Below are 19,888 nucleotides of genomic sequence, written 5' to 3'. Positions count from 1 at the left end.
CAAGCATGACGGCTTGGGCCAGCGGAAATCGGTGCCCGCTGGCCGGCTATTCGGCGGCCGTCTTCTGCGGTTCGGCCGGAATATCGTCGTTGATGCCGAAGAGCGAGGGCTGTTCGGCATCGGCCACCGCGGGCAGGTCGGGCTTGCGCTTCGGCAAGAGCCCGCCCAGCCAGCCCGAGAAATTCTCCATATAGACGTAGATCACCGGGGTCACGAACAGGGTCAGCGCCTGCGAGGCCAGCAGGCCGCCGACGACGGCAACGCCCAGCGGCTGGCGCAGTTCGGCGCTGGCGCCGGTGCCGAGCGCGATCGGGAACGTGCCCATCAGCGCGGCCAGCGTCGTCATCATGATCGGCCTGAAACGCATCAGGCAGGCCTTGTGGATGGAGTCCTTGGCCGACATACCCTCTCGTCGCAATTCGAGCGCGACGTCGACCATCATGATGCCGTTCTTCTTGACGATGCCGATCAGCATCAGAATGCCGATCACCGCGATAACAGACAGATCCATGCCGGCGAAGCGCAAGGCGACCACCGCGCCCAGCACCGCCGACGGCAGGCCGGTGAGGATGGTGAGCGGGTGGATGAAGCTCTCGTACAGGATGCCGAGCACGATATAGATCGTCAGGATCGCGCCGCCGACCAGCAGGCCCTGGTTGGCCAGCGAATCCTGGAAGGTCTTGGCCGTGCCGGCAAAGCTGGTCGAGATCGCCGTCGGCATGCCGATCTGCTCCTTGAGCGCATCGATGCGCTTCACGCTGTCGCCCAGCGCCACGCCTTGCGGGAGGTTGTAGGAGATGGTCACGGCCGGCAGCTGACCGAGCTGGTTGACCGTCAGGGCGCCTGCCGTACGATCGACCCGGGCGAAGGCGCCAAGCGGAACCAGCGAGCCGCTCGCCGTCCGCATCTGGATGGCCAGCATCCGCTCGGGCGACCATTCGATCTTGGGGTCGAGTTCGGTGATGACTTCGTAGCTGTCGGCCGAACCGAAGATCGTCGAGACCTGGTCGGTGCCGAAGCCGCCATAAAGCGCCGAGCGCAGCGTGTCGGTATCGATGCCGAGCTGGGCGGCCTTGTCGCGATCGATGACCAGCGATGCCTGCAGGGCATTGTTCTGCAGGTCGCTGGTGACGTCGGTGAAGGTCGTATGGTCGGCCGCCATCGCGTCATTCAGTTTCTGCGCCCAGATATCGGTCTGGCCGGTATCGAGCCCCTGCACGACGAGCTGGTAGGCGCTGGCCGACGAGCGCGAACCAAGCCGCAGATTCTGCACCGGCTGCATGTAGGTCTCGATGCCGGCCACGCCAGCCAGTTGCTTGCGCAGATCAGCCTGCACCTTCTCGATGTCGGGTCGCTGGCTCTTGTCCTTCAACTGCACATAGAGCTGGCCCTGGTTCAGCGCATTGTTGCCGCTGCCTGCTGACCATGCCACATGCGAAACATAGGGCGAATGGGAAAAGACGCTTGCCACCTGCCCCTGCAGCTTCACCATGGCGTCAAAAGAAATGTCCTGGCGCGCAATGGTCGTCACCGAGATCTGGCTGATATCCTCCTGCGGGAAGAAGCCCTTCGGCGAGACCTCGATCAGCCATACCGACGCTGCCGCGGTGCCGATGAAGACCAGGAACACCAGGAACGTGTGTCGCAGGCAGAAGCTCAGAACCCGATCGTAGCCGCGCGTGACAAGGTCGTGCTTGTGTCCCGGGGCGTGCGCTTCGCGATCGGCCTTGGTCACCGACAAGAGCCGCGAGCACAGCATCGGCGTCAGCGTCAGCGATACGAACATCGATGCCAGGATGGCGACCGTCACCACGACGGCGAACTCGTTGAAGATGCGCCCGATGACACCGCCCATCAGAAGCACGGGGATGAACACCGCCACCAGCGAGATCGAGATAGAGATGATGGTGAAGCCGATTTCGCGCGCGCCCTTGAGCGAGGCATCGAATGCGGAAAGCCCGTCCTCCTCCATGTGCCGGAAGATGTTTTCCAGCATGACGATGGCGTCGTCGACGACGAGGCCGACCGCAAGCGTCAGGCCCATCAGCGATATGTTGTCGATGGAAAAGCCGAAGAGGAACATCGCGCCGAGCGTGGCGATCAGCGAGATCGGCACCGCCACGGCCGGGATGATGGTCGCCGTCACCCGGCGCAGGAACACGAAGATGACCATCACCACCAGCGCGATGGTCAGCAGCAGCGTAAACTGCACATCGTTGACGGCCTGACGGATGGAGGTCGAACGGTCGTTGAGCAGCTTGATCTGGGCGGCGGCCGGCATCTGGTCCTGGAAGGACGGCAGCATCGCCTTGACCTTGTCGACGACGTCGACCGTGTTGGCGTCGGGCTGACGCTGCACGGCCATGATGATGGCGCGGGTGCCGTCGTACCAACTTGCGGTCGTGGTCGTCTGCACCGAATCGACGACGCGCGTCACCTCGCCCAGCCGCACCGGGTGGCCATTCTTGGTGGCGATGATCAGGTTGGAGAAGCCGGCGGCGTCGGTCAGCTGGGTGTTGGCTGTGATGGTCAGCTGCTGCTTGTTGTTTTGCAGCACACCGAGGGGCGTATTGCTGTTGGCCGATGAGACCGCCGCCTGCAACTGGTCGATCGAGATGCCGCGCGCGGCAAGTGCCGTCGGATCGATCTGGATGCGCACGGCATATTTCTGCTGGCCGAAGATCGAGACCTGCGCCACGCCGTCGATGGTCGACAGCGACGGCGATATGACGTTTTCGGCGAACGCATCGAGGTCGGTCAGCGGAACCGTGTCGCTGACCAGCGACATCAGGAGGATCGGCGCATCGGCCGGATTGACCTTGCGATAGCTCGGCGGCGACGTCATCTGCGGCGGCAGCGATTTCTGCGTGCGCGCGATCGCGGCCTGTACGTCCGCGGCCGCCGCGTCAATGTCGCGGTTGAGCACGAACTGGATGGCAATCGAGGTCTGGCCGAGCGAGTTGGTGGTCGAAATGGAATCGATGCCGGCAATGGTGGCGAACTGCTTGATCAGCGGCGTCGCCACCGATGTCGCCATGGTTTCCGGCGAGGCGCCCGGCAGCGAGGCCGAGACGTTGACGACGGGGAATTCGGCGCTCGGAAGTGCCGCAACTGGCAGGAATTTGTAGGCGAACAATCCCCCCAGCACGAGGGCGAACGACATTAGAAGGGTGGCGACGGGCCTGCGAATGCAAAATTCGGAGATCATTGGGCCGCCTCGCCGGCGTTGCTCGCCTGGGCCACCTTGGGTGCGGCAGCCCCAACCTTGCCTTCATGCACGGCTGCGCCGTCCTTCAGCCTTGTCTGGCCTTCGGTGACCACCTTCTCACCGCTCTTCAGCCCCTGGCTGATGGCGCTGTTTTCGCCTTCGGTCAGCGCCACCTGAACCGGCCGCATCTCGACCGTGCTGTCGGGCTTGACGACATAGACGAACGGCCCCTTCTGGCTGGGCTGGACCGCGACCGTCGGAACGGAGGTCATCTGCGGCATGATGCCGGCATCGAGGACGACATTCACATACTGGCCGGGCCACAGTGAAAGATCGGCATTGGGGATGCTCGCCCGTGTCGCGATCGTCCCCGAGGCGGTATCGACGCTGGAATCGACGAAATCGAGCGTGCCCTTGCCGATCGGCGTCGGGTCGCCGTCCTTGGTCAAGGTCACCGCCCCTTGCTGCGGATTGGCTAGCGCCTTGTGCAGCAGCGCCAGATTGCTTTCGGGCAGATTGAAGTTGACCTGCAACGGGTCCATCTGGGTGATGGTGACCAGCGGCGTCGAGGTGCTGCTGTTGCCATTGCTGGTGGTCACCAGATCGCCGACGGCGACATTGACCGCGCCCAGCCTGCCCGCGATCGGCGCCGTGATGGTGGCAAAGCCAAGCTGGACATTGTCCGCGTCGATCGTCGCCTTGTCGGCATCGACGGTCGCGGCCGCCGCCTTCTGCGCGGCCACGGCCTGGTCATAGGTTTGCTGCGTGCCGGCCTGCTTGGCGACAAGGTCCTTGGCGCGCTGAAGATCGGAATTCGAACTGGCAAGCAGCGCCTGGTCCTTGGCGAGCGTGGCCTGGTCCTTGGCGAGTTGCGCCTTGAGCGCCCGGTCGTCGAGCGAGAACAGGGTATCGCCCGCCTTCACCATCTGCCCGTCCTTGACGTCGATCGACACGATCTGGCTGGAGACCCGCGCATTGATGCTGACCACGGCGGGTGAGGAGACGAAGCCGATGGCGTAGCGCCGGATCGGGAAGTCGGCCGTGGTTGCCGTCGCCGAAACGATCGAGGCCGAACGCGCGCCGCTGCCGCCCTGCTTGCCTCCCGCTGCCTGCCCCCCTGCTGCCTGCTTATCGGTTGCCGCCTTGTCCGACGCCGCAACCTGCTTTGCGCCGATGAGCTGCTGAACCCTGCTCAGCGCGTCCGGAGACAGATAGAGCCAGGCCGCGCCCGCGCAGGCGACGACAAGCAATGAAAGAATGACTTTTCCACGCATCGACAAAGGCCTCTCCGTCCGACACGCCATAGCCAGGTGGTGGTCGTATTCTAGCGCAACTCACGGCTCATTGCCGCGATTTCGCCGAATAGATAGGACACACGTTTGTCGGAAAAGGGCCAAAACACGGCATTACGAAGATTTAATGTGCACTGCACAATGGATAGGCAGCCGGCTATCGTCGCGGGCCGAAGCCCGTCACAGGCCTCAAAAGCCCGGCTCTAAGCCTTACCCAGATGCTTCGGCCAGAATTCCTGATGTACTTCGGCGGCTTCGTCTTCGAGGTTCGGCCCAACCACCGTGACTATGCGCGCGCCGGTTTGCAGCACGGCCCGGCTCGGCACGTTCAACCCGATCCCAGCGATCTCGCCAAGCCGCGCTTCGGAGCACGCAAACACCATACGCCCGATGCCCGACCAGTATATCGCGCCGGAGCACATCGCGCACGGCTCAGTGCTGGTGTAGAGCGTGCAGTCAGCGAGAAAAGCCGTGTCGTAGTGTTGTGCCGCCAATTTAACCAGGTTCATCTCGGCATGGTTCGTCATATCGCGGCCCGTGAAGACACTGTTTTCGGCGCGCAGGATTACTTCGCCGTCCTTCACCAGCACCGAGCCAAACGGTTCGTTGCCATGGTCCATTGCGGATTTCGAGAGCGCAATCGCCTCGCGTAGAAACGGCTCATGGCTTTCCATCACACTCCCCCAAAGAGGCCAAGCTGAATGATCTTGTCTTCAAGCGTAGGAATTTCCAAGGGGCTGCAAATCAGATTCAAGTCGGCGATCTGCATCTGGCTCGAATCCATGAGTCCTGAGCCTATTTCAGCATCGGCCACAGTGTCGCCGCCAGAAGCACGCCCATGGCGATGTTGAACCATTTCAGCCGCACCGGATCCGACAGGAACCCCCGCAGCGCCGTGCCGAACCCAGCCCATATCGAAACGCTCGGCAGATTGACGACCGTGAAGGCGATCGAGATCAGCGCCACCGACAGGAACGGGTGCTCGGCATTGGCATAGACGGCCATGGCGGTGATCGCCATCACCCACGCCTTGGGATTGACCCACTGGAATGCTGCGGCATCGATGAAGCGCATCGGCCGCGCGTCCGTCGCGCCCTTGCCGTTCAACGAGCGCGACATGGCGATCTTCCAGGCGAGATAGAGCAGATAGGCGCCGCCGGCGATCTTCAAGCCGGTATGCAGCGCCGGAAACGCCGTCAACACAGCGCCAAGGCCAAGGCCCACGGCAAGCAACAGCACCAGGAAGCCCATGCTGATGCCAAGCATGTGCGGGACGGTTCTGGCGATGCCGAAATTGACGCCGGAGGCCAGCAGCATGAGGTTGTTCGGCCCCGGCGTGATCGAGGTCACGAAGGCGTAGACGAGCAGTGCGAGGAATGCGTCGAGAGACATGTTATCCTCCCAGATACGTCAGCATCATTGTCGCTTTCCGCCGACTGCGCAAAGCCCAGCGCCCGGCCATTGATCGAGCCAGGCGTTGAGCGGATCTCTTTGCGCGGTAGCGGGTTCTACATCCCTTGCGGGCCGCGGTTCATCGCCGCCACGCCGGTGCGGCAGATCTCCACCAGGCCGAGCGGCTTCATGATGGCGATGAACTGGTCGAGCTTGGAGCCCTTGCCAGTGATCTCGAAGATGAAATGCTCGGTGTTGGCATCGATGACCGAGGCGCGGAAGGCGTCGGCCAGCCGCAGCGCCTCGACGCGGGCGTCGCCGGTGCCGGCAACCTTGACCAGCGCCAGTTCCCGCTCCAGCGGCCGCTCCTGGCCAAGCTCGTGCGAGCGGACAGTCAGATCGACCACGCGATGGACCGGCACGATGCGCTCGAGCTGGTTCTTGATCTGCTCCATCACATGCGGCGTGCCGCGCGTCACGATGGTGATGCGCGACAGGTGCTTCTCATGCTCCGTCTCGGAAACGGTCAGGCTCTCAATGTTGTAGCCGCGCCCGGAAAACAGGCCGATGACCCGGGCGAGTACCCCGGGCTCGTTGTCGACCAGCACGGAAAGCGTGTGGATCTCCGGCCGCTCCGTCTCCTTGGCGATGAAGTAGGCGGAGCCGGTTGGTTGAAGGTGCTGTGCGTTCATGACATGGATCTCAAATTCTTGATCTAATTCTTTGTTTGCGCACGGCTTCTTTCGACAAGCCCTGCCTTGGCCCGTCGATTACACCAGTTCCCTGCCCTTGGCGTCGATGGCGTTCGCCACGGCCTCGTCGGTGGCCTCGTCGGGCAACAGCATCTCGTTATGCGCCTTGCCAGACGGGATCATCGGGAAGCAGTTGGCGAGGTTCGCCACGCGGCAATCGAACAGCACGGGTTTCTTGACCGAGATCATCTCCTTGATGGCGTCGTCGAGCTCGTCCGGCTTCTCGCAGCGTATACCGTGGCCGCCATAGGCCTCCGCCAGCTTGACGAAGTCCGGCATCGCCTCGGTGTAGGAATGCGACAGCCGGTTGCCGTGCAAGAGCTGCTGCCACTGGCGCACCATACCCATATACTGGTTGTTGAGGATGAAGATCTTGATCGGCGCCTTGTACTGCACCGCAGCACTCATCTCCTGCATCGTCATCTGCACCGAGGCATCGCCGGCGATGTCGATGACCAGCGCATCGGGATGCGCGATCTGCACGCCGAGCGCAGCCGGCAGGCCGTAACCCATCGTGCCCAGCCCGCCCGATGTCATCCAGCGGTTCGGCTTTTCGAAATGATAATGCTGCGCGGCCCACATCTGGTGCTGGCCGACCTCGGTGGTGATGTAGGTGTCCTTGTCCTTGGTCAGTTCGTAGAGCCGCTGGATGGCGTATTGCGGCATGATCACGTCGTGGTTCATCTTGTAGGCAAGTGAATCGCGGCCGCGCCATTTGGCGATCTGCTCCCACCAGGGGTAGAGCGCCTTCTTGTCGGCCTTGGCGGTGGCCCGCCACAGCCGCACCATATCCTCCAGCACGCGGCCGACATCGCCGATGATCGGCACTTCGGTGTGCACGTTCTTGTTGATCGACGACGGATCGATGTCGATGTGGATCTTCTTCGAGTGCGGCGAAAACGCGCTGAGCCGTCCGGTGATACGGTCGTCGAAGCGCGCGCCGATGCAGATCATCACATCGCAATCATGCATGGCCATGTTGGCCTCGTAGGTGCCGTGCATGCCGAGCATGCCGACCCAGTTCTTGCCCGATGCCGGATAGGCGCCCAGCCCCATCAGCGTCGAGGTGATCGGGAAACCGGTGAGGTCGACCAGTTCGCGCAGCAGATGGCTCGCTTCCGGACCGGAATTGATGACACCGCCGCCCGAATAGATGATCGGCTTCTTGGCCTTGGCCATCAGTTCGACCGCGGCCTTGATCTTTTCCAGATCGCCCTGGACCTTCGGCTGATAGCTGGTGCGCGGTGCGATCTGCGGCGGGACATAAAACCCCTTGGCGAACTGCACGTCCTTCGGAATGTCGACCACCACGGGACCCGGACGGCCGGTCGTGGCGACATGGAAGGCTTCGTGGATGGTCGCTGCGAGCTCGTTGACGTCCTTCACCAGCCAGTTGTGCTTGGTGCAGGGCCGCGTAATGCCGACCGTGTCGCATTCCTGGAAGGCATCGGAGCCAATGAGAGAGGTCGGCACCTGGCCCGTCAGGCAGACCAGCGGAATCGAATCCATCAGCGCGTCCTGCAGCGGCGTCACCGCATTGGTCGCGCCGGGTCCCGATGTCACCAGCATGACGCCGGCCTTGCCGGTCGAGCGCGCATAGCCCTCCGCCGCGTGGCCGGCACCCTGCTCATGCCGCACCAGAATGTGCTCGACATCGTCCTGCTGGAAGATCTCGTCATAGATCGGGAGAACCGCGCCGCCCGGATAGCCGAAGACATGCTTGACGCCATTGTCCTTCAGCGCCTGCACCACCATTTCGGCGCCCGTCATCTCGCGCCGCTCACTCTGTCCGTTGCTCATCGGTCTGGTCCCGTACTGTCGCCACCTGGGCGTTGCCACTTGGGCGTTGTTGGTCGTTTAGTCGTGTTTCGGGCAATAAAAAAGGCCCCCGAGGGAGCCTGTGTGTTGCGCATGGGAGGTTTTCGCCCGGCGGTTACACCGCCTTGCCCACGCGCCTTCCTACGAGAATGAGTGCCTTTTTCATGGTCGCGGACACTACGGGCGGGCAAGGCGCCCTGTCAACGGCAAAAATCGCGCCGGCGATGAAGGCGCCTCCCAATTCGGCAAATGGCCCGTCACGATTTCGCGATGGACACCGCATCATGCCGACATTCGCGCCAAACCCAAACCGGCCCGGGAGCGGCGTTCTCCCGATAAGTCCTTGAAGCCACGCAAAACTATGGTGGGGCGTGACGAAGGGCGTCCTCTCTGCCGATACTTGATCGTCCGGCTCGGGAGGAGCCACCATGACGACCCGGATTTCACGGAGGAAGACTTATGCTCGACAAGGCCCCAAACAAGAAACTGTCCGACCTGCTCGACCAATTCGGCGCTGCGCTGGCCGCCAATGACATCGACACGGCCGTCGGCTGCTTCCAGGAGGATTGCTACTGGCGCGACCTCGTCACCTTCACCTGGAACATCAAGACCATGGAAGGCAAGGACCAGGTCCGCGACATGCTGGAAAGCCAGTTGTCGAAGACAAAGCCGTCGCATTGGGCACTCGCCAAGGGCGAGGACGCGACCGAAAGCGGCGGGCTGATCGAGGGCTGGATCAGCTTCGAGACCGAACTGGCGCGCGGCTTTGGCCATATCAGGTTGAAGGACGGCAAGATCTGGACGCTGCTGACCACCATGGTCGAATTGAAGGGCCATGAGGAACCGGCCGGCTTCGCACGGCCGATGGGCGCCAAGCATGGCTCGGGCAAGAACCGTCCGACGTGGAAGGAAGAGCGTGAGAAGGAAGCCGCCGAGCTCGGCTTCAAGACGCAGCCCTACACGCTCATCATCGGCGGCGGCCAGGGCGGCATTGCGCTCGGCGCAAGACTGCGCCAGCTCGGCGTGCCGACCATCATCGTCGAGAAGAACGAGCGGGCCGGCGACAGCTGGCGCAAGCGCTACAAGTCGCTCTGCCTGCACGATCCGGTCTGGTACGACCATCTGCCCTATATCGATTTCCCGAAGAACTGGCCGGTCTTCTCGCCGAAGGACAAGATTGGCGATTGGCTGGAAATGTATACCAAGGTGATGGAGCTGAATTACTGGTCCTCGACGGAGGCCAAGAGCGCCTCCTATGACGACAAGAAGAAGGAATGGACCGTGGTCGTCCACCGCGACGGCAGGGATATCACCCTGAAGCCAAAGCAATTGGTGCTGGCGACCGGACAGTCCGGCAAGGCCAATCTGCCGAAATTCAAGGGCATGGAGACTTTCAAGGGCGACCAGCATCACTCCTCGAAGCACCCCGGCCCCGATGCCTATGCCGGCAAAAGAGCCGTTGTCATCGGCTCCAACAATTCCGCCCATGATATCGCCGCGGCCCTATGGGAGGCCGGCGCCGACGTCACCATGGTGCAGCGCTCGAGCACCCATATTTCCAGATCCGACACGCTGATGGAGATCGGACTGGGTTCGCTCTATTCGGAGCAGGCACTGCAGAACGGCATCACCACGGCCAAGGCCGATCTGATTTTTGCTTCGCTGCCCTACAAGATCCTGCACGAATTCCAGATCCCGGCCTATGCCGAGATGAAGAAGCGCGACGCGGCGTTCTACAAGGGGTTGGAGAAAGCCGGTTTCATGCTTGACTGGGGCGACGACGAGTCCGGCCTGTTCATGAAGTATCTCAGGCGCGGCTCCGGTTATTATATCGACGTCGGCGCCTCCCAGCTCATCATCGATGGCTCGATCAAGCTGAAGAGCGGCGTCGACGTCGAAGAGATCAAGCAGCATTCGGTTGTGCTCAGCGACGGATCCGAATTGCCCGCGGATCTCATCGTCTACGCCACCGGCTACGGCTCGATGAACGGCTGGGCCGCCGATCTGATATCGCGCGAAACCGCCGACAAGGTCGGCAAATGCTGGGGCCTCGGCTCGAACACCACCAAGGATCCCGGCCCCTGGGAAGGCGAGTTGCGCAACATGTGGAAGCCGACGCAGCAGGAAGCGCTGTGGTTCCACGGCGGCAATCTGCACCAGTCACGCCACTATTCGCAGTTCCTGTCGCTGCAGTTGAAGGCCAGACACGCCGGACTGCCGACGCCGGTCTACGGGCTGCAGACGGTGCACCACAAGGGATAGCCGGCAGCTCGGGAGGTCTTCTGCCATCCCGCATAGGCAATCGAAAAGCATAACCCCGCGCGGCATCTCCGCCGCGCGGGGTTTCGTTTCAGTCACGCAACATCACGCCCCTCGCCTTGGTCCAGCGCTCGAGGATCTTGCGCTCGTCGGGCGTGGCCAGCCGATTGCTGAAACCCCGCACCTGCACCGCCCGGTGCTGCGGGTTGACCTCGATCGTCAGCAGCCGCTCGATCTTGCCGAGGGCCGTGCGCCGCAGCACCCAGATCGAGGCGTAGCCGGCGATGCATTTGGCCGCATACGTCGAGACGCAGTGATGCATCGCTCGGCTTTCGGCGACCAGATCCTCGGCGGTCTTCAGTTGGCGCACGAAGAAGCGCTCGCCATGCGCCTTCGCCTCCTTGACCGACGGTTGCCACTCCCAGTCTTCGAGCTGCGAGCCCTCCCAGGCGCCCTTGACCGGCGCAGCCCGGCCGCCGGCGCGGCGGCGCATGGCCTCGATGCGCTCGATGGCGGCAATGTCACGGTGCCACTCGGACATCTGCTTGCGCAGCGAGGCGAGCGTGCGTCCCTTCAGGCTGTAGGCTCGATCGTGCCGATACATCGCGCCGACATAGTCGCAGAGATCGTCGATCTCCTCCTTCGACGTCGGTTGCCCGCAGAAGAAGCGAGCCACCTCGCGCCAGAAGGCCAGATCAGCGCGCGGCGTGCGTGCGATCTTGGTGCGTACAAGGCGAGCGGCCAGCCCGAAATCGTCCGTATAGGATCGAATGATCGCCAGCCAGAACGCCTCGTCGAAGGTCAGGTCGCCCGACAGGTTCAGGAAGCAATGCACCTCCTTGCGCGACAGCCACGCATTGGCGCCGGCCTTGTAGAGCGAGTCACCACGCGCAACCGCGACGTACCACCACTTGCGCAGCGCAATCTCGTCGGCCTGCAACCCCGCACCGTCGCGCCAGATGGCCTCGAGCGCGGCCGAGACTGGATAGCGCGCATAGAGATGGCGGGCAGCGGCCAGCCGCAGCCGCGCGGGGTCGCGCGTCTTCAGCTTCGGACGCCACAGCCCGCCGTCGCGGATCGCTATGCCGGCAAAGCCTCGGCGCACCTCGTCGAGCGCCCGCTCGAAATCCGGAGCCGGACGCGGCATGGCGGAAACCCGCCGCAGCGTTGCTTGATATGCTTCAATGCGTTCGCGCTCGGCCTGCTGCCTGCGCTGGATCATGGACCTGGCCATGGCCGTTCTTCCCGATTGGAACCCTGTCAGCCGCACGCAAGTCCAGCGCCGGCACGGAATGTGTCGATCTGGGTTGGCGTGACATCTGACAGGTCTCCTCTTGGGATGACGGGTTGGAATGGGCGGGCTCTCTAGGCTCACAGAGACTTTCGAGCAAGAGCTATTCTTTCAACATTTACAATGGCCTGAGGGAGTGTTGCAAAGGCGCACCCCAGGCCTTCAGGCAGCGGTGATCGTCGGCCGGGAGCTTCTCGGCTCCCACCGTCTCGTTGATATCAGCGGCATAGAAGCAGCCACGGACAACGCCCGCGACGCATGACAGCATTGCGGTCGTCAGATCGTCAGGAAATCGGAATCCGCTATGGCGCGGGTCAGCCCGTCCGACTACCGTGGAGGCGCGAAATGCGTGAACAAATTCTCATCATGCCTCCTTCAAGAGTGGTCGATGCGGTGGATCAAAGAGGGCCGCATGTCGGGCGTGGCTAATACTCCTGAACCATCCCGACAGCAATATGACGAATGGGGCCAGCATCGGCAGGCTCGAACGAACCGACCGCGCCGAACTGCCTTGGCTCAACTTGGGAATGGACCGGTTGGTCGACGCCAGCGCCAGGCAAACGCTCGCGGCAGCTTTCCGGTCGGAATGCAGCCACCGCGTTTTCACCTTCGAAGCAAAAACACATAGGCTGCCCCTCCCGGAATGAACCGCCGTCAGGCGCGGTTGGCGAAATCGTGCACCACGCGCTGCAGCAGCGGCACGTAATCGCGAAACGCCCGCGTCTTCATGTTGGCGACCTTGCCACCCTCGTCCCAGATGCGCACCCGCACCGCTTCCTCGTGGAACGGGTTCTTGCGAAAATCGGCCACCTCGTCGGCGCTCATCGGTCCGCCCTGCAGCGACAGCGTATGCACCGAAGCCGGCGACAGCCTGGAGAAATAGGTCGGGTCGACGGCGCAGAGATAGCGCTTGGCCGCGACATGCAGGCGGACGCATTCGACGATGACCGGAGGGAAGAACGGCGCAAGCACCTCGCCGCCGGCCTCGTCATGGTGCTTGTCCTCGACATCGTCGGGCGAATAGGTGCCGAACTCGCTGGTGTAGTGGCCGATGTCGTGCAGCAGTGCCGCCGCCACCAGAACTTCGGGCGCACCGTCCTGTTCCGCCAGCCAGGCGCCCTGCAGCATGTGCTCGGACATCGTCACCGGCTCGCCGAGATAGGATTCAGCGCCCCGGCGTTCGAAAATGTCGGCGATGAATTCGACGATGTTGTCCGCGTTCAGGTCCTGACCGCTCATTCGGCGGCCTCCTTGAAGCTGTGCTCGATCGCGGCAAGCGTCGACAGCAGGCCGTCCTTGTCGGCGTAGCAGCCCTGCAGCCAGCGCTTGCCGGTGCCGGAGAACGCCTTGCGCGCATGCATGACGCGGGTGTTGTCGACGATGAAGGCCTGGCCAGGCTGAAGCTTGAACGTCACTTCGAAGGCTGGATCCTCGATCAGCTCGGCGAACCGGCGATAGGCGGCATAGTAGGCGTCCATATCGGCGAACGGCACATCGACGACAGGCGCCAGCGAGCGGTTGTTGAAGCGGATGCAGATCAGCTCGCCATCCGGTCCGAGCTCGATCATCGGGCGCTTCGCCTGCAGCCGCACGCCGGACGAGCCGGCATATTCGAAACGCGCCGGACAGGAACTCAGCAACCGGAAGCCCTCGGGGTTTTCGGCCTGCAGCGCGGCCGCGACGGCAAAGCCGTCGACGACGCTGGACTCGCCACCTTCCACCGTATTCTCGACACAGGCCAGGATCTGCAGCGTCGGCACCGGATCGCGATAGGGATTGTCGGTGTGCGCCTGGAGGCCGAGATTGGTATAGGCGAGATTGTTCGGATTGACTTCGGCACGCACTTCGAACCAGCGGCCGTAATTGGTCTCCCTGATATAACCGAACAGATCGGAGACCTTGCACAGTGCCCCGGATTCCGCCGGCAGGCCATCCATCACCGCAAAGCCGTAGGTCCGCACCGCCGAAAGCCATTCGCGCAGGACGCTGCGGCTGTTAGAGGCGGCCGGGTATCGGGCGCGCGGCACCGAATTCTGCATCGTCGCCTTGGTCCAGCGCTGGATGATATCGCCTGTCCAGCCGGGCTCGCGGGGCTCGTCGCGATCATAGGCGTTGGCGCTCAGCCATTGCGCCGGAAAGCTGACCGTTTTTCCTTCCGGCACGAAGCTGACTTCCAGCGCGCCGCCCTTGATCGCAGCCGCGCCGATCCTCGTCTCGGCCGGAATGTCGAGGATGGTGATCAGCCGCTGGCCATTGCCGGCGCTGCGCGTCTTGTCGTCGAGCGCGTTGTCGCGCAGCCACATTGCATGAAAGCGGGTGCGCCGCCCGCCCTGCCAGCCAAGTTCGATCGTTCTGCCTTCGTCGCCAATCATCGCGTGGGTGAGCATGAGATCTGATCCTGTCCTCTACGCCCAGCGGCCCGGTCCGCAGGGTTTCGATTGCATGTTGGCCACAAGACAGGCATAACTCAAATTATCATTTTTTGGCCAAAGGCCACAAATTTCTAATGCATCGAAAACCCATTCCCGCACTGCCTCCCCTCGACTGGCTGCGCAGTTTCGAAGCCGCGGCACGGCTGTCGAATTTCACGGCGGCAGCGGCCGAGCTCGGCCTGACCCAGGCGGCCGTCAGCCAGCATATCCGGCTGCTCGAGGAGCGGTTGAAGACGCGCCTGTTCTCGCGGCTGGCGCGCGGCGTCGCGCTGTCGCCGGAGGGTGCCGCCTACCTGCCGCACATCCAGTCGGCCTTCACCACCATCGCCAGCAGCACCACGGAACTGTTCGAGCCGCGCGCCGTGCAGACCGTGTCGATCCGGGTGCCGATCTCTTTCGCCTTACTGATATTGGTCCCGGCGCTGACCGATCTCGCCGAGGCGCTGCCGCGCATCCAGCTCGATCTGGTGACGATCCATCGGCCGACCGACTATGATTTGCCGGGCTCCGCGCTCGATATCCGTTTCGGCAACGGCTCCTTTCCCGGACGCGAGGCTGACAGGCTGACCGCCGAGCGGCTCGTGCCGGTGGCAAGTCCGACCCTCGCCGGTGCAGCCGATTGGACAGCCATGCCGCTGCTTCTGGTCGCCGGCGCCCGCGAAATGTGGGCGGAATGGTTCGCGGCCGCCGGACTGGCCGGCCACCCTCAGCGGTCGCACCGCTTCGACAGTTTCGTCGCCGCGATGGAAGCGGCGAGCGCCGGCGCCGGCGTGCTTCTGGGGTCGCGGCCGCTTGTCGACGCGGCGCTCAAGAGCAGGAGCCTGCTGCCGCTTTCCGATTTCGAACTCTCCAGCAACTCGGGCCATTTTCTGACCTGCGCATCGACCGCGCGGCTGACCAGCGCCGAAGCGGATTTCCGCAAGTGGCTGCTGAGGCACCTCTCCGGTGCCACCTCGGCCTGACCGGTGCGGCCTATCGCGATGCAGCGCCGATGCGCTTCCAGTAGATCAGCGTGCCGGTCAGCCCGCCATGCGGCTTCAGCGCAAAGTCGGGTATTTCCCCGGCCTGGGTGAAACCGAGTTTTTTGTAGAGGCCCGAGGCGCCCTCTTCCGTCGCCGTATCCAGAACCAGCAGCGTGCGCCCCTTCTCCACGGCGAGACGCTCCGCGGCCCGCATCAGCCGCGTTCCGATACCCCTGCCCCGGTGTTCGACCGATGTCATCAGCTTGGCGATCTCGGCCCGGTGCGGCTGGTTGGGTGGGAAGTCGAGCAGCAGCGTGACGGTGCCGATCAGGGTCTTGCCGTCCCAGGCGCCGAGCACCACCCGTTTGCCCTTTGCCGCCGCGGCCAGGGATTTCTGCCAGAACGCGCTTGCCGCTTCCGGTGCCAGCGGATGCATGAAGCTGACGGAACCACCGGCCGCAACCGTTTCGACCAGCAGATCAGCCAGCATCGCCAACGTTTGCGCACTGGCGCCGAGCGCTTCGATTTCAATGGAATTCATGCCTGGTCCTCTGGAAACGATGAATGGGCGTCAGTCGAGATGGCGCACGCGCCGTCGCTTGCGCGCGGCCTTGATGGCGCTGATGCGCTCGGTGTCTTCTTCCCTCAGATGCCGTCCGCGCTCCAGGATCTCGAGCGTGTATTCCTCATAGGTCAGGCCCAGCCGTTCGGCCTTGTCCATGCGCATCAGCATCACTTCGCGGCTCGGCGCCTTCCACGCCTTGGCGTGCGCGGCCTGCCAGGCGAGGAAGATGTAGGGATCGCCCTTGCCCCAGGGTGGCCCCTTGTACTCATCAAGAGGCGGCCCCCCATTGTGGGAGCGCTTTGGACGTCTCGCCATGATCTCAGCCTCTGACCAGCGCGACGAGATAGTCGGCGCCTGTCTCCATGGCGTGGAAGGTGCAGTCCGAAGGCGCGCCCAGCGCCAGGCAGTCGCCGGGTTCGAGCCTGTGCACCACATCGCCCTCGGTGAATTCGAGCCGTCCGGAAATCAGCCAGATCTGCTGCTTGATGAAGGCATAGGAAGCCGCCGGCAGGCTGACCCTGGCGCCCGCCGGCAGATGCACCTTGATCAGTTCGAGCGGCATGTCACCGGCCGGTGACAGATGCCGCCTGACATAGCCTGTATCGGGATCGCGCCACACCGGCTGGTCGGCCTCGCGCAGCACCCCGCCACCTTGCAATTCCGCCCGCGCGATGAGGGTCGACAGCGTCATGCCGAAGGCTGCCGCGATGCGCACCAGAAGGGCCGCCGTCGGGCTGGTCATGCCGCGCTCGATCGTGCTCAGCATCGCCTTGGAAACACCGGACCGCTCGGCGAGTTCGGCCAGCGACCAGTCCCGCATGACCCTCTCGGTGTGAATTCGCCGGCCGATCGTCGAAGAAATATCGTTCGCTATATCATCCATTCGTCCATTATAGCGAAATATCGGAGATGGAGAAGAGCCGTGTCGCGACAATTTTCGCAGGGCGCTTAATCCTCTCTACACCATCCGACCTCATCCGACCTTAACCCCATTCCGTTAGGGTCCGATCTCCAGGGAAATGGGGATTGGCCTGTCCATGTATGTCGAACGCGAAGCTTCCGTCGGAGAACCGACATCGCAGGAGCGCCGCAACGCAGAGCAGAACGACCGTCGCATCCTGGGCAATGTCGTGCAATGCGACGGCGCGCGCGCCACCATCAGCGCCTATGCCGACGACGTCGACGGCGCGGTGACCGGCCTTTGGACGGTCGGCAAGATGATCTCGATCAATCTGGGCACGACGCGAACCGTGGGCCTCGTCTATGGCATCGGCAAATCCGACCGCGCCTGGAGCAATGAAGGCCAGAACGCCATCGAGGTCAGCATCGAGCTGATCGGCGAAGTGCGCGACGGCGCCGAGCCCGGCGCCAAGCCGATCTTCGACCGCGGCATCACCACCTATCCGCATATCGGCGCGGTCGCGCACCGCATCCGCAGCCGCGACCTGCAGGCCGTCTACGATCTGGCCGGTCGCCATTCCATTACCATCGGCTCGCTGGCGCAGGACGAGTCGATCGCCGCCAACATCGCCATCGACGACACGCTGGCGCGCCATTTCGCCATTGTCGGCACCACCGGCGTCGGCAAATCCACGGCCGTTTCGCTGCTGCTGCGCAAATCGATCGAGGCACGCCCCGATCTGCGCATCCTGATCCTCGACCCGCACAATGAATTTGCGAGCTCGTTGCCTGAATATTGCGTCAGGGTCGATTCCAAGACGCTCGACCTGCCGTTCTGGATGTTCAAGCTCGAGGAATTCGCCGAGGTGCTGTTTCGCGGTCGTGAGACCGACCCGGAAGAAATCGACGCCCTGCGCGACCTCATTCCGCTTGCCAAAAATCTCTACCGCAACCCGAATTCAGGTGCTTATCTCAGGCGCGGCAATGACGCGCTGACCGCCGATACGCCCGTGCCTTACCGCATCGCCGACCTGCTCAAGCAGATCGACGAGCGCATGGGCATGCTCGAAAGCAAGAACGAGCGCCCGACGCTCAAATCGCTGAAGACGCGCATCGAATCGGCCGCCGCCGATCCGCGCTACCGCTTCATGTTCAGTTCGCGCCTGATCGAGGACACCATCCACGAGACGATCGGCAACATTTTTCGCGTACCGCATCACGGCCGGCCGGTGACCTGCTTCGAGATGGCCGGCATGCCCTCCGAAGTGGTCAACTCTGTCTGTTCGGTGCTGGCGCGCCTGGCCTTCGACCTCGCTCTGTGGAGCGAGGGCAAGCTGCAACTCCTGTTTCTATGCGAGGAAGCGCACCGCTATATGCCGGCCGATCCGCGTCTCGGCTTCGCGCCGACCCGGCACGCGCTGTCGCGCATCGCCAAGGAAGGCCGCAAATATGGCTGCTATCTCGGCGTCGTCACGCAGCGTCCGGGCGAGCTCGACCCGACCATCCTGTCGCAATGTTCGACCTTCTTCGCCATGCGGCTCGCCAACGAGCAGGACCAGGCGATCATCCGCTCGGCCATCGCCGACTCGTCCGCCTCCACGCTTGCCTTCCTGTCGTCCATGGGCCAGCGCGAGGCCATCGCCTTCGGCGAAGGCGTGGCGACGACCATGCGGCTGAAGTTCGAAAGACTGCCCAGCCACCTGCTTCCCGGCACGGCCAAGCGCGAAGAGGTCGAGTCGCCGAAGACCGGCGACGATGTCGACCTGGTGGCGATCGTCGAGCGGCTGCGCAACGTGCCGAAACCCACCCCACAGGCGATGGCCTTCGCCGAGGTGGTCGATTCCGGCCGCCAGGCCGGCGATCCCGACTACCGCAAGCCGGCGACTGCCCGCGTGCAATCGGACGACGATTTCGACATGCGCTACGGCCTGAAGCCCGCCACCTTCGGCCTGCGCCCCCAGAACGACTGAACCCTGGGCGTCACCCCGATTTGCGGGCAGCTCTGAAAGCCCACATCGCGCTTCCAAGGGCAAGCTTCGGTGGAAAACTTGGGTAAATCCCGTCAGGAAATTCGTCAGGCTGAGTCGATTGGTGTCGACTTCGAGAACCGGAGCGGAGCGGACATTGAGTCCGTGAGCACCGGGAGCGCAGAAGTCGGCATCAAGCGGCCAGCATCACGAATTTAGTGGCGGGATTTTAGGCGCAGACGCGGTTGCGGCCTTGCCTCTTCGCTTCATAGAGCTGGCGGTCGGCGCGGCGATAAAATTCCTCGGCCGTTTCCTTGCGGTCCCATACGGCAAGGCCGACGCTGGTGGTGATCTTGAGCCGGACATTGCCCGAAAGGATCGACATGTTGGCGATCGCCTTGCGGATGCGCTCGGCGAACTTGGCCAGCAGCTCTGCCTCCATATTGGGCGTGACCACGGCAAACTCCTCGCCGCCGAGCCGCGCCACCACGTCGTGGTAGCGCGTCATGTCCTTCAGGCAGCTGGCCACGGCCCTGAGCACCTCATCGCCGACATCGTGGCCGTGGGTGTCGTTGACCTGCTTGAAATGGTCGAGATCGAGGATCATCAGCCCGACCGGCTTCTCGATGCGGCGGAACTCCTCGAGATACTCCTTCAGCGCATCGTCGAAATAGCGCCGGTTCTGCATGCCGGTCAGGCTGTCCGTCAGCGCGGCGTGCTCAAGCGTTTCGGAGCGGGCGCTGAGCGAAACCGTCATGGCGCGCAGCTTGCCTTCTTCCGTCGCCTGTTTGCGGATCAGCGGATAGATGAAGAAGATGCCGAAAAACAGTGCGGTCGCGAGCAGCACGCCGGTCGCGAACAACAGCTTGTTGAGGTAGATGACCTTGTCCAGGCCAGACTGGGTATGGAGTTCCATGGCGAAGGATTGCAGGAGCCCATAGGCGTGCAGCGTCACCAGACCAGCGGCCAGGATCACGAAAATAAAGACGAAAAATGCGGATTCCGCCTTATGGAAACGCATCTGCTCCCCATGGAAAAGTGCCCATCGAC

Annotated in this window: 16 protein-coding genes; 3 read left to right on the top strand and 13 right to left on the bottom strand. The window is 63.2% G+C overall.

What is annotated here, in order from left to right:
• Positions 1–46: 46 nt before the first annotated feature.
• The 6 genes from JG746_RS16805 to JG746_RS16780 all read right to left on the bottom strand — a co-directional run bounded on the left by JG746_RS16805 (position 47) and on the right by JG746_RS16780 (position 8,444).
• Positions 47–3,208 (bottom strand): efflux RND transporter permease subunit, encoded by a 3,162-nt coding sequence (locus JG746_RS16805; protein ID WP_202359141.1) that lies wholly within the window; start codon positions 3,206–3,208, stop codon positions 47–49.
• Entirely contained in the window at positions 3,205–4,482 is a 1,278-nt protein-coding gene (locus JG746_RS16800; protein ID WP_202359140.1) for an efflux RND transporter periplasmic adaptor subunit, read from the bottom strand. Before JG746_RS16800 ends, JG746_RS16805 begins: the two co-directional genes overlap by 4 nt.
• A gap of 221 nt (positions 4,483–4,703) precedes the next feature.
• Positions 4,704–5,174, bottom strand: coding sequence for a nucleoside deaminase (locus JG746_RS16795; protein WP_202359139.1), 471 nt, complete (start codon positions 5,172–5,174; stop codon positions 4,704–4,706).
• A 121-nt stretch (positions 5,175–5,295) separates the two neighbouring features.
• Positions 5,296–5,892, bottom strand: a complete 597-nt coding sequence (locus JG746_RS16790) for a LysE family translocator (RefSeq protein WP_202359138.1) — start codon at positions 5,890–5,892, stop codon at positions 5,296–5,298.
• Positions 5,893–6,008: 116 nt separating this feature from the next.
• Complete coding sequence (gene ilvN / locus JG746_RS16785) at positions 6,009–6,584, bottom strand: acetolactate synthase small subunit (RefSeq protein WP_096447268.1); 576 nt, start codon at positions 6,582–6,584, stop codon at positions 6,009–6,011.
• A gap of 78 nt (positions 6,585–6,662) precedes the next feature.
• A complete protein-coding gene (locus tag JG746_RS16780; RefSeq protein ID WP_202359137.1) occupies positions 6,663–8,444 on the bottom strand; it encodes an acetolactate synthase 3 large subunit in 1,782 nt (593 codons plus the stop codon).
• 477 nt (positions 8,445–8,921) lie between these two features.
• Here JG746_RS16780 and JG746_RS16775 point away from each other — a divergent pair, with 477 nt between their 5' ends.
• Positions 8,922–10,724 carry an NAD(P)/FAD-dependent oxidoreductase gene (locus tag JG746_RS16775; protein WP_202359136.1) on the top strand — a complete coding sequence of 601 codons (1,803 nt, stop codon included), beginning with the start codon at positions 8,922–8,924 and terminating at the stop codon, positions 10,722–10,724.
• A gap of 88 nt (positions 10,725–10,812) precedes the next feature.
• On the opposite strand, the gene JG746_RS16770 is transcribed toward JG746_RS16775, so the two are convergent.
• The 3 genes from JG746_RS16770 to tmpA form a co-directional block, all read right to left on the bottom strand.
• Positions 10,813–11,955 carry a PcfJ domain-containing protein gene (locus JG746_RS16770; RefSeq protein ID WP_202359135.1) on the bottom strand — a complete coding sequence of 381 codons (1,143 nt, stop codon included), beginning with the start codon at positions 11,953–11,955 and terminating at the stop codon, positions 10,813–10,815.
• A gap of 711 nt (positions 11,956–12,666) precedes the next feature.
• Entirely contained in the window at positions 12,667–13,251 is a 585-nt protein-coding gene (gene tmpB, locus JG746_RS16765; protein ID WP_202359134.1) for a (R)-1-hydroxy-2-trimethylaminoethylphosphonate oxygenase, read from the bottom strand.
• Entirely contained in the window at positions 13,248–14,399 is a 1,152-nt protein-coding gene (tmpA, locus tag JG746_RS16760; RefSeq protein WP_202359133.1) for a 2-trimethylaminoethylphosphonate dioxygenase, read from the bottom strand. Before tmpA ends, tmpB begins: the two co-directional genes overlap by 4 nt.
• 119 nt (positions 14,400–14,518) lie before the next feature.
• On the opposite strand from tmpA, the gene JG746_RS16755 reads away from it, so the two are divergent.
• Positions 14,519–15,406 carry a LysR family transcriptional regulator gene (locus tag JG746_RS16755; RefSeq protein WP_202359132.1) on the top strand — a complete coding sequence of 296 codons (888 nt, stop codon included), beginning with the start codon at positions 14,519–14,521 and terminating at the stop codon, positions 15,404–15,406.
• 10 nt (positions 15,407–15,416) lie between these two features.
• Here the strand turns inward: JG746_RS16755 and JG746_RS16750 are convergent, their stop codons facing one another.
• Genes JG746_RS16750 through JG746_RS16740 form a run of 3 tightly spaced genes read right to left on the bottom strand, consistent with a single transcriptional unit; the run spans position 15,417 to position 16,854 of the window.
• Positions 15,417–15,947: a GNAT family N-acetyltransferase gene (locus JG746_RS16750; RefSeq protein ID WP_202359131.1), complete on the bottom strand. Its 531-nt coding sequence runs from the start codon at positions 15,945–15,947 to the stop codon at positions 15,417–15,419.
• 30 nt (positions 15,948–15,977) lie between these two features.
• Positions 15,978–16,286: a hypothetical protein gene (locus JG746_RS16745; protein WP_095202239.1), complete on the bottom strand. Its 309-nt coding sequence runs from the start codon at positions 16,284–16,286 to the stop codon at positions 15,978–15,980.
• A gap of 4 nt (positions 16,287–16,290) precedes the next feature.
• Positions 16,291–16,854 carry a helix-turn-helix domain-containing protein gene (locus JG746_RS16740; RefSeq protein ID WP_202359130.1) on the bottom strand — a complete coding sequence of 188 codons (564 nt, stop codon included), beginning with the start codon at positions 16,852–16,854 and terminating at the stop codon, positions 16,291–16,293.
• 154 nt (positions 16,855–17,008) lie between these two features.
• Between JG746_RS16740 and JG746_RS16735 the strand changes: the two genes are divergently transcribed.
• Positions 17,009–18,841, top strand: coding sequence for an ATP-binding protein (locus JG746_RS16735; RefSeq protein WP_202359129.1), 1,833 nt, complete (start codon positions 17,009–17,011; stop codon positions 18,839–18,841).
• Positions 18,842–19,067: 226 nt separating this feature from the next.
• Here the strand turns inward: JG746_RS16735 and JG746_RS16730 are convergent, their stop codons facing one another.
• The gene (locus tag JG746_RS16730; protein ID WP_202359128.1) at positions 19,068–19,859 is read right to left on the bottom strand and encodes a GGDEF domain-containing protein; all 792 of its coding nucleotides are present in this window, start codon (positions 19,857–19,859) and stop codon (positions 19,068–19,070) included.
• Positions 19,860–19,888: the final 29 nt, after the last annotated feature.

The sequence above is a fragment of the Mesorhizobium sp. 113-3-3 genome (genome assembly GCF_016756495.1).
In the GTDB taxonomy this organism is placed as follows: domain Bacteria; phylum Pseudomonadota; class Alphaproteobacteria; order Rhizobiales; family Rhizobiaceae; genus Mesorhizobium.
The sequence above is the reverse complement of the archived record's forward strand: the minus strand, read 5'-3'. Positions and strand labels throughout refer to the sequence as shown.

Bases quoted from the DNA above. Each gene is read 5' to 3' on its own strand.
- tmpA (WP_202359133.1), bottom strand. From the start codon at position 14,399: ATGCTCACCCACGCGATGATTGGCGACGAAGGCAGAACGATCGAACTT.
- JG746_RS16730 (WP_202359128.1), bottom strand. From the start codon at position 19,859: ATGCGTTTCCATAAGGCGGAATCCGCATTTTTCGTCTTTATTTTCGTG.
- JG746_RS16800 (WP_202359140.1), bottom strand. From the start codon at position 4,482: ATGCGTGGAAAAGTCATTCTTTCATTGCTTGTCGTCGCCTGCGCGGGC.
- JG746_RS16770 (WP_202359135.1), bottom strand. From the start codon at position 11,955: ATGGCCAGGTCCATGATCCAGCGCAGGCAGCAGGCCGAGCGCGAACGC.
- JG746_RS16750 (WP_202359131.1), bottom strand. From the start codon at position 15,947: ATGAATTCCATTGAAATCGAAGCGCTCGGCGCCAGTGCGCAAACGTTG.
- JG746_RS16775 (WP_202359136.1), top strand. From the start codon at position 8,922: ATGCTCGACAAGGCCCCAAACAAGAAACTGTCCGACCTGCTCGACCAA.
- ilvN (WP_096447268.1), bottom strand. From the start codon at position 6,584: ATGAACGCACAGCACCTTCAACCAACCGGCTCCGCCTACTTCATCGCC.
- JG746_RS16735 (WP_202359129.1), top strand. From the start codon at position 17,009: ATGTATGTCGAACGCGAAGCTTCCGTCGGAGAACCGACATCGCAGGAG.
- JG746_RS16740 (WP_202359130.1), bottom strand. From the start codon at position 16,854: ATGGATGATATAGCGAACGATATTTCTTCGACGATCGGCCGGCGAATT.
- JG746_RS16805 (WP_202359141.1), bottom strand. From the start codon at position 3,208: ATGATCTCCGAATTTTGCATTCGCAGGCCCGTCGCCACCCTTCTAATG.
- JG746_RS16790 (WP_202359138.1), bottom strand. From the start codon at position 5,892: ATGTCTCTCGACGCATTCCTCGCACTGCTCGTCTACGCCTTCGTGACC.
- tmpB (WP_202359134.1), bottom strand. From the start codon at position 13,251: ATGAGCGGTCAGGACCTGAACGCGGACAACATCGTCGAATTCATCGCC.
- JG746_RS16795 (WP_202359139.1), bottom strand. From the start codon at position 5,174: ATGGAAAGCCATGAGCCGTTTCTACGCGAGGCGATTGCGCTCTCGAAA.
- JG746_RS16780 (WP_202359137.1), bottom strand. From the start codon at position 8,444: ATGAGCAACGGACAGAGTGAGCGGCGCGAGATGACGGGCGCCGAAATG.
- JG746_RS16745 (WP_095202239.1), bottom strand. From the start codon at position 16,286: ATGGCGAGACGTCCAAAGCGCTCCCACAATGGGGGGCCGCCTCTTGAT.
- JG746_RS16755 (WP_202359132.1), top strand. From the start codon at position 14,519: ATGCATCGAAAACCCATTCCCGCACTGCCTCCCCTCGACTGGCTGCGC.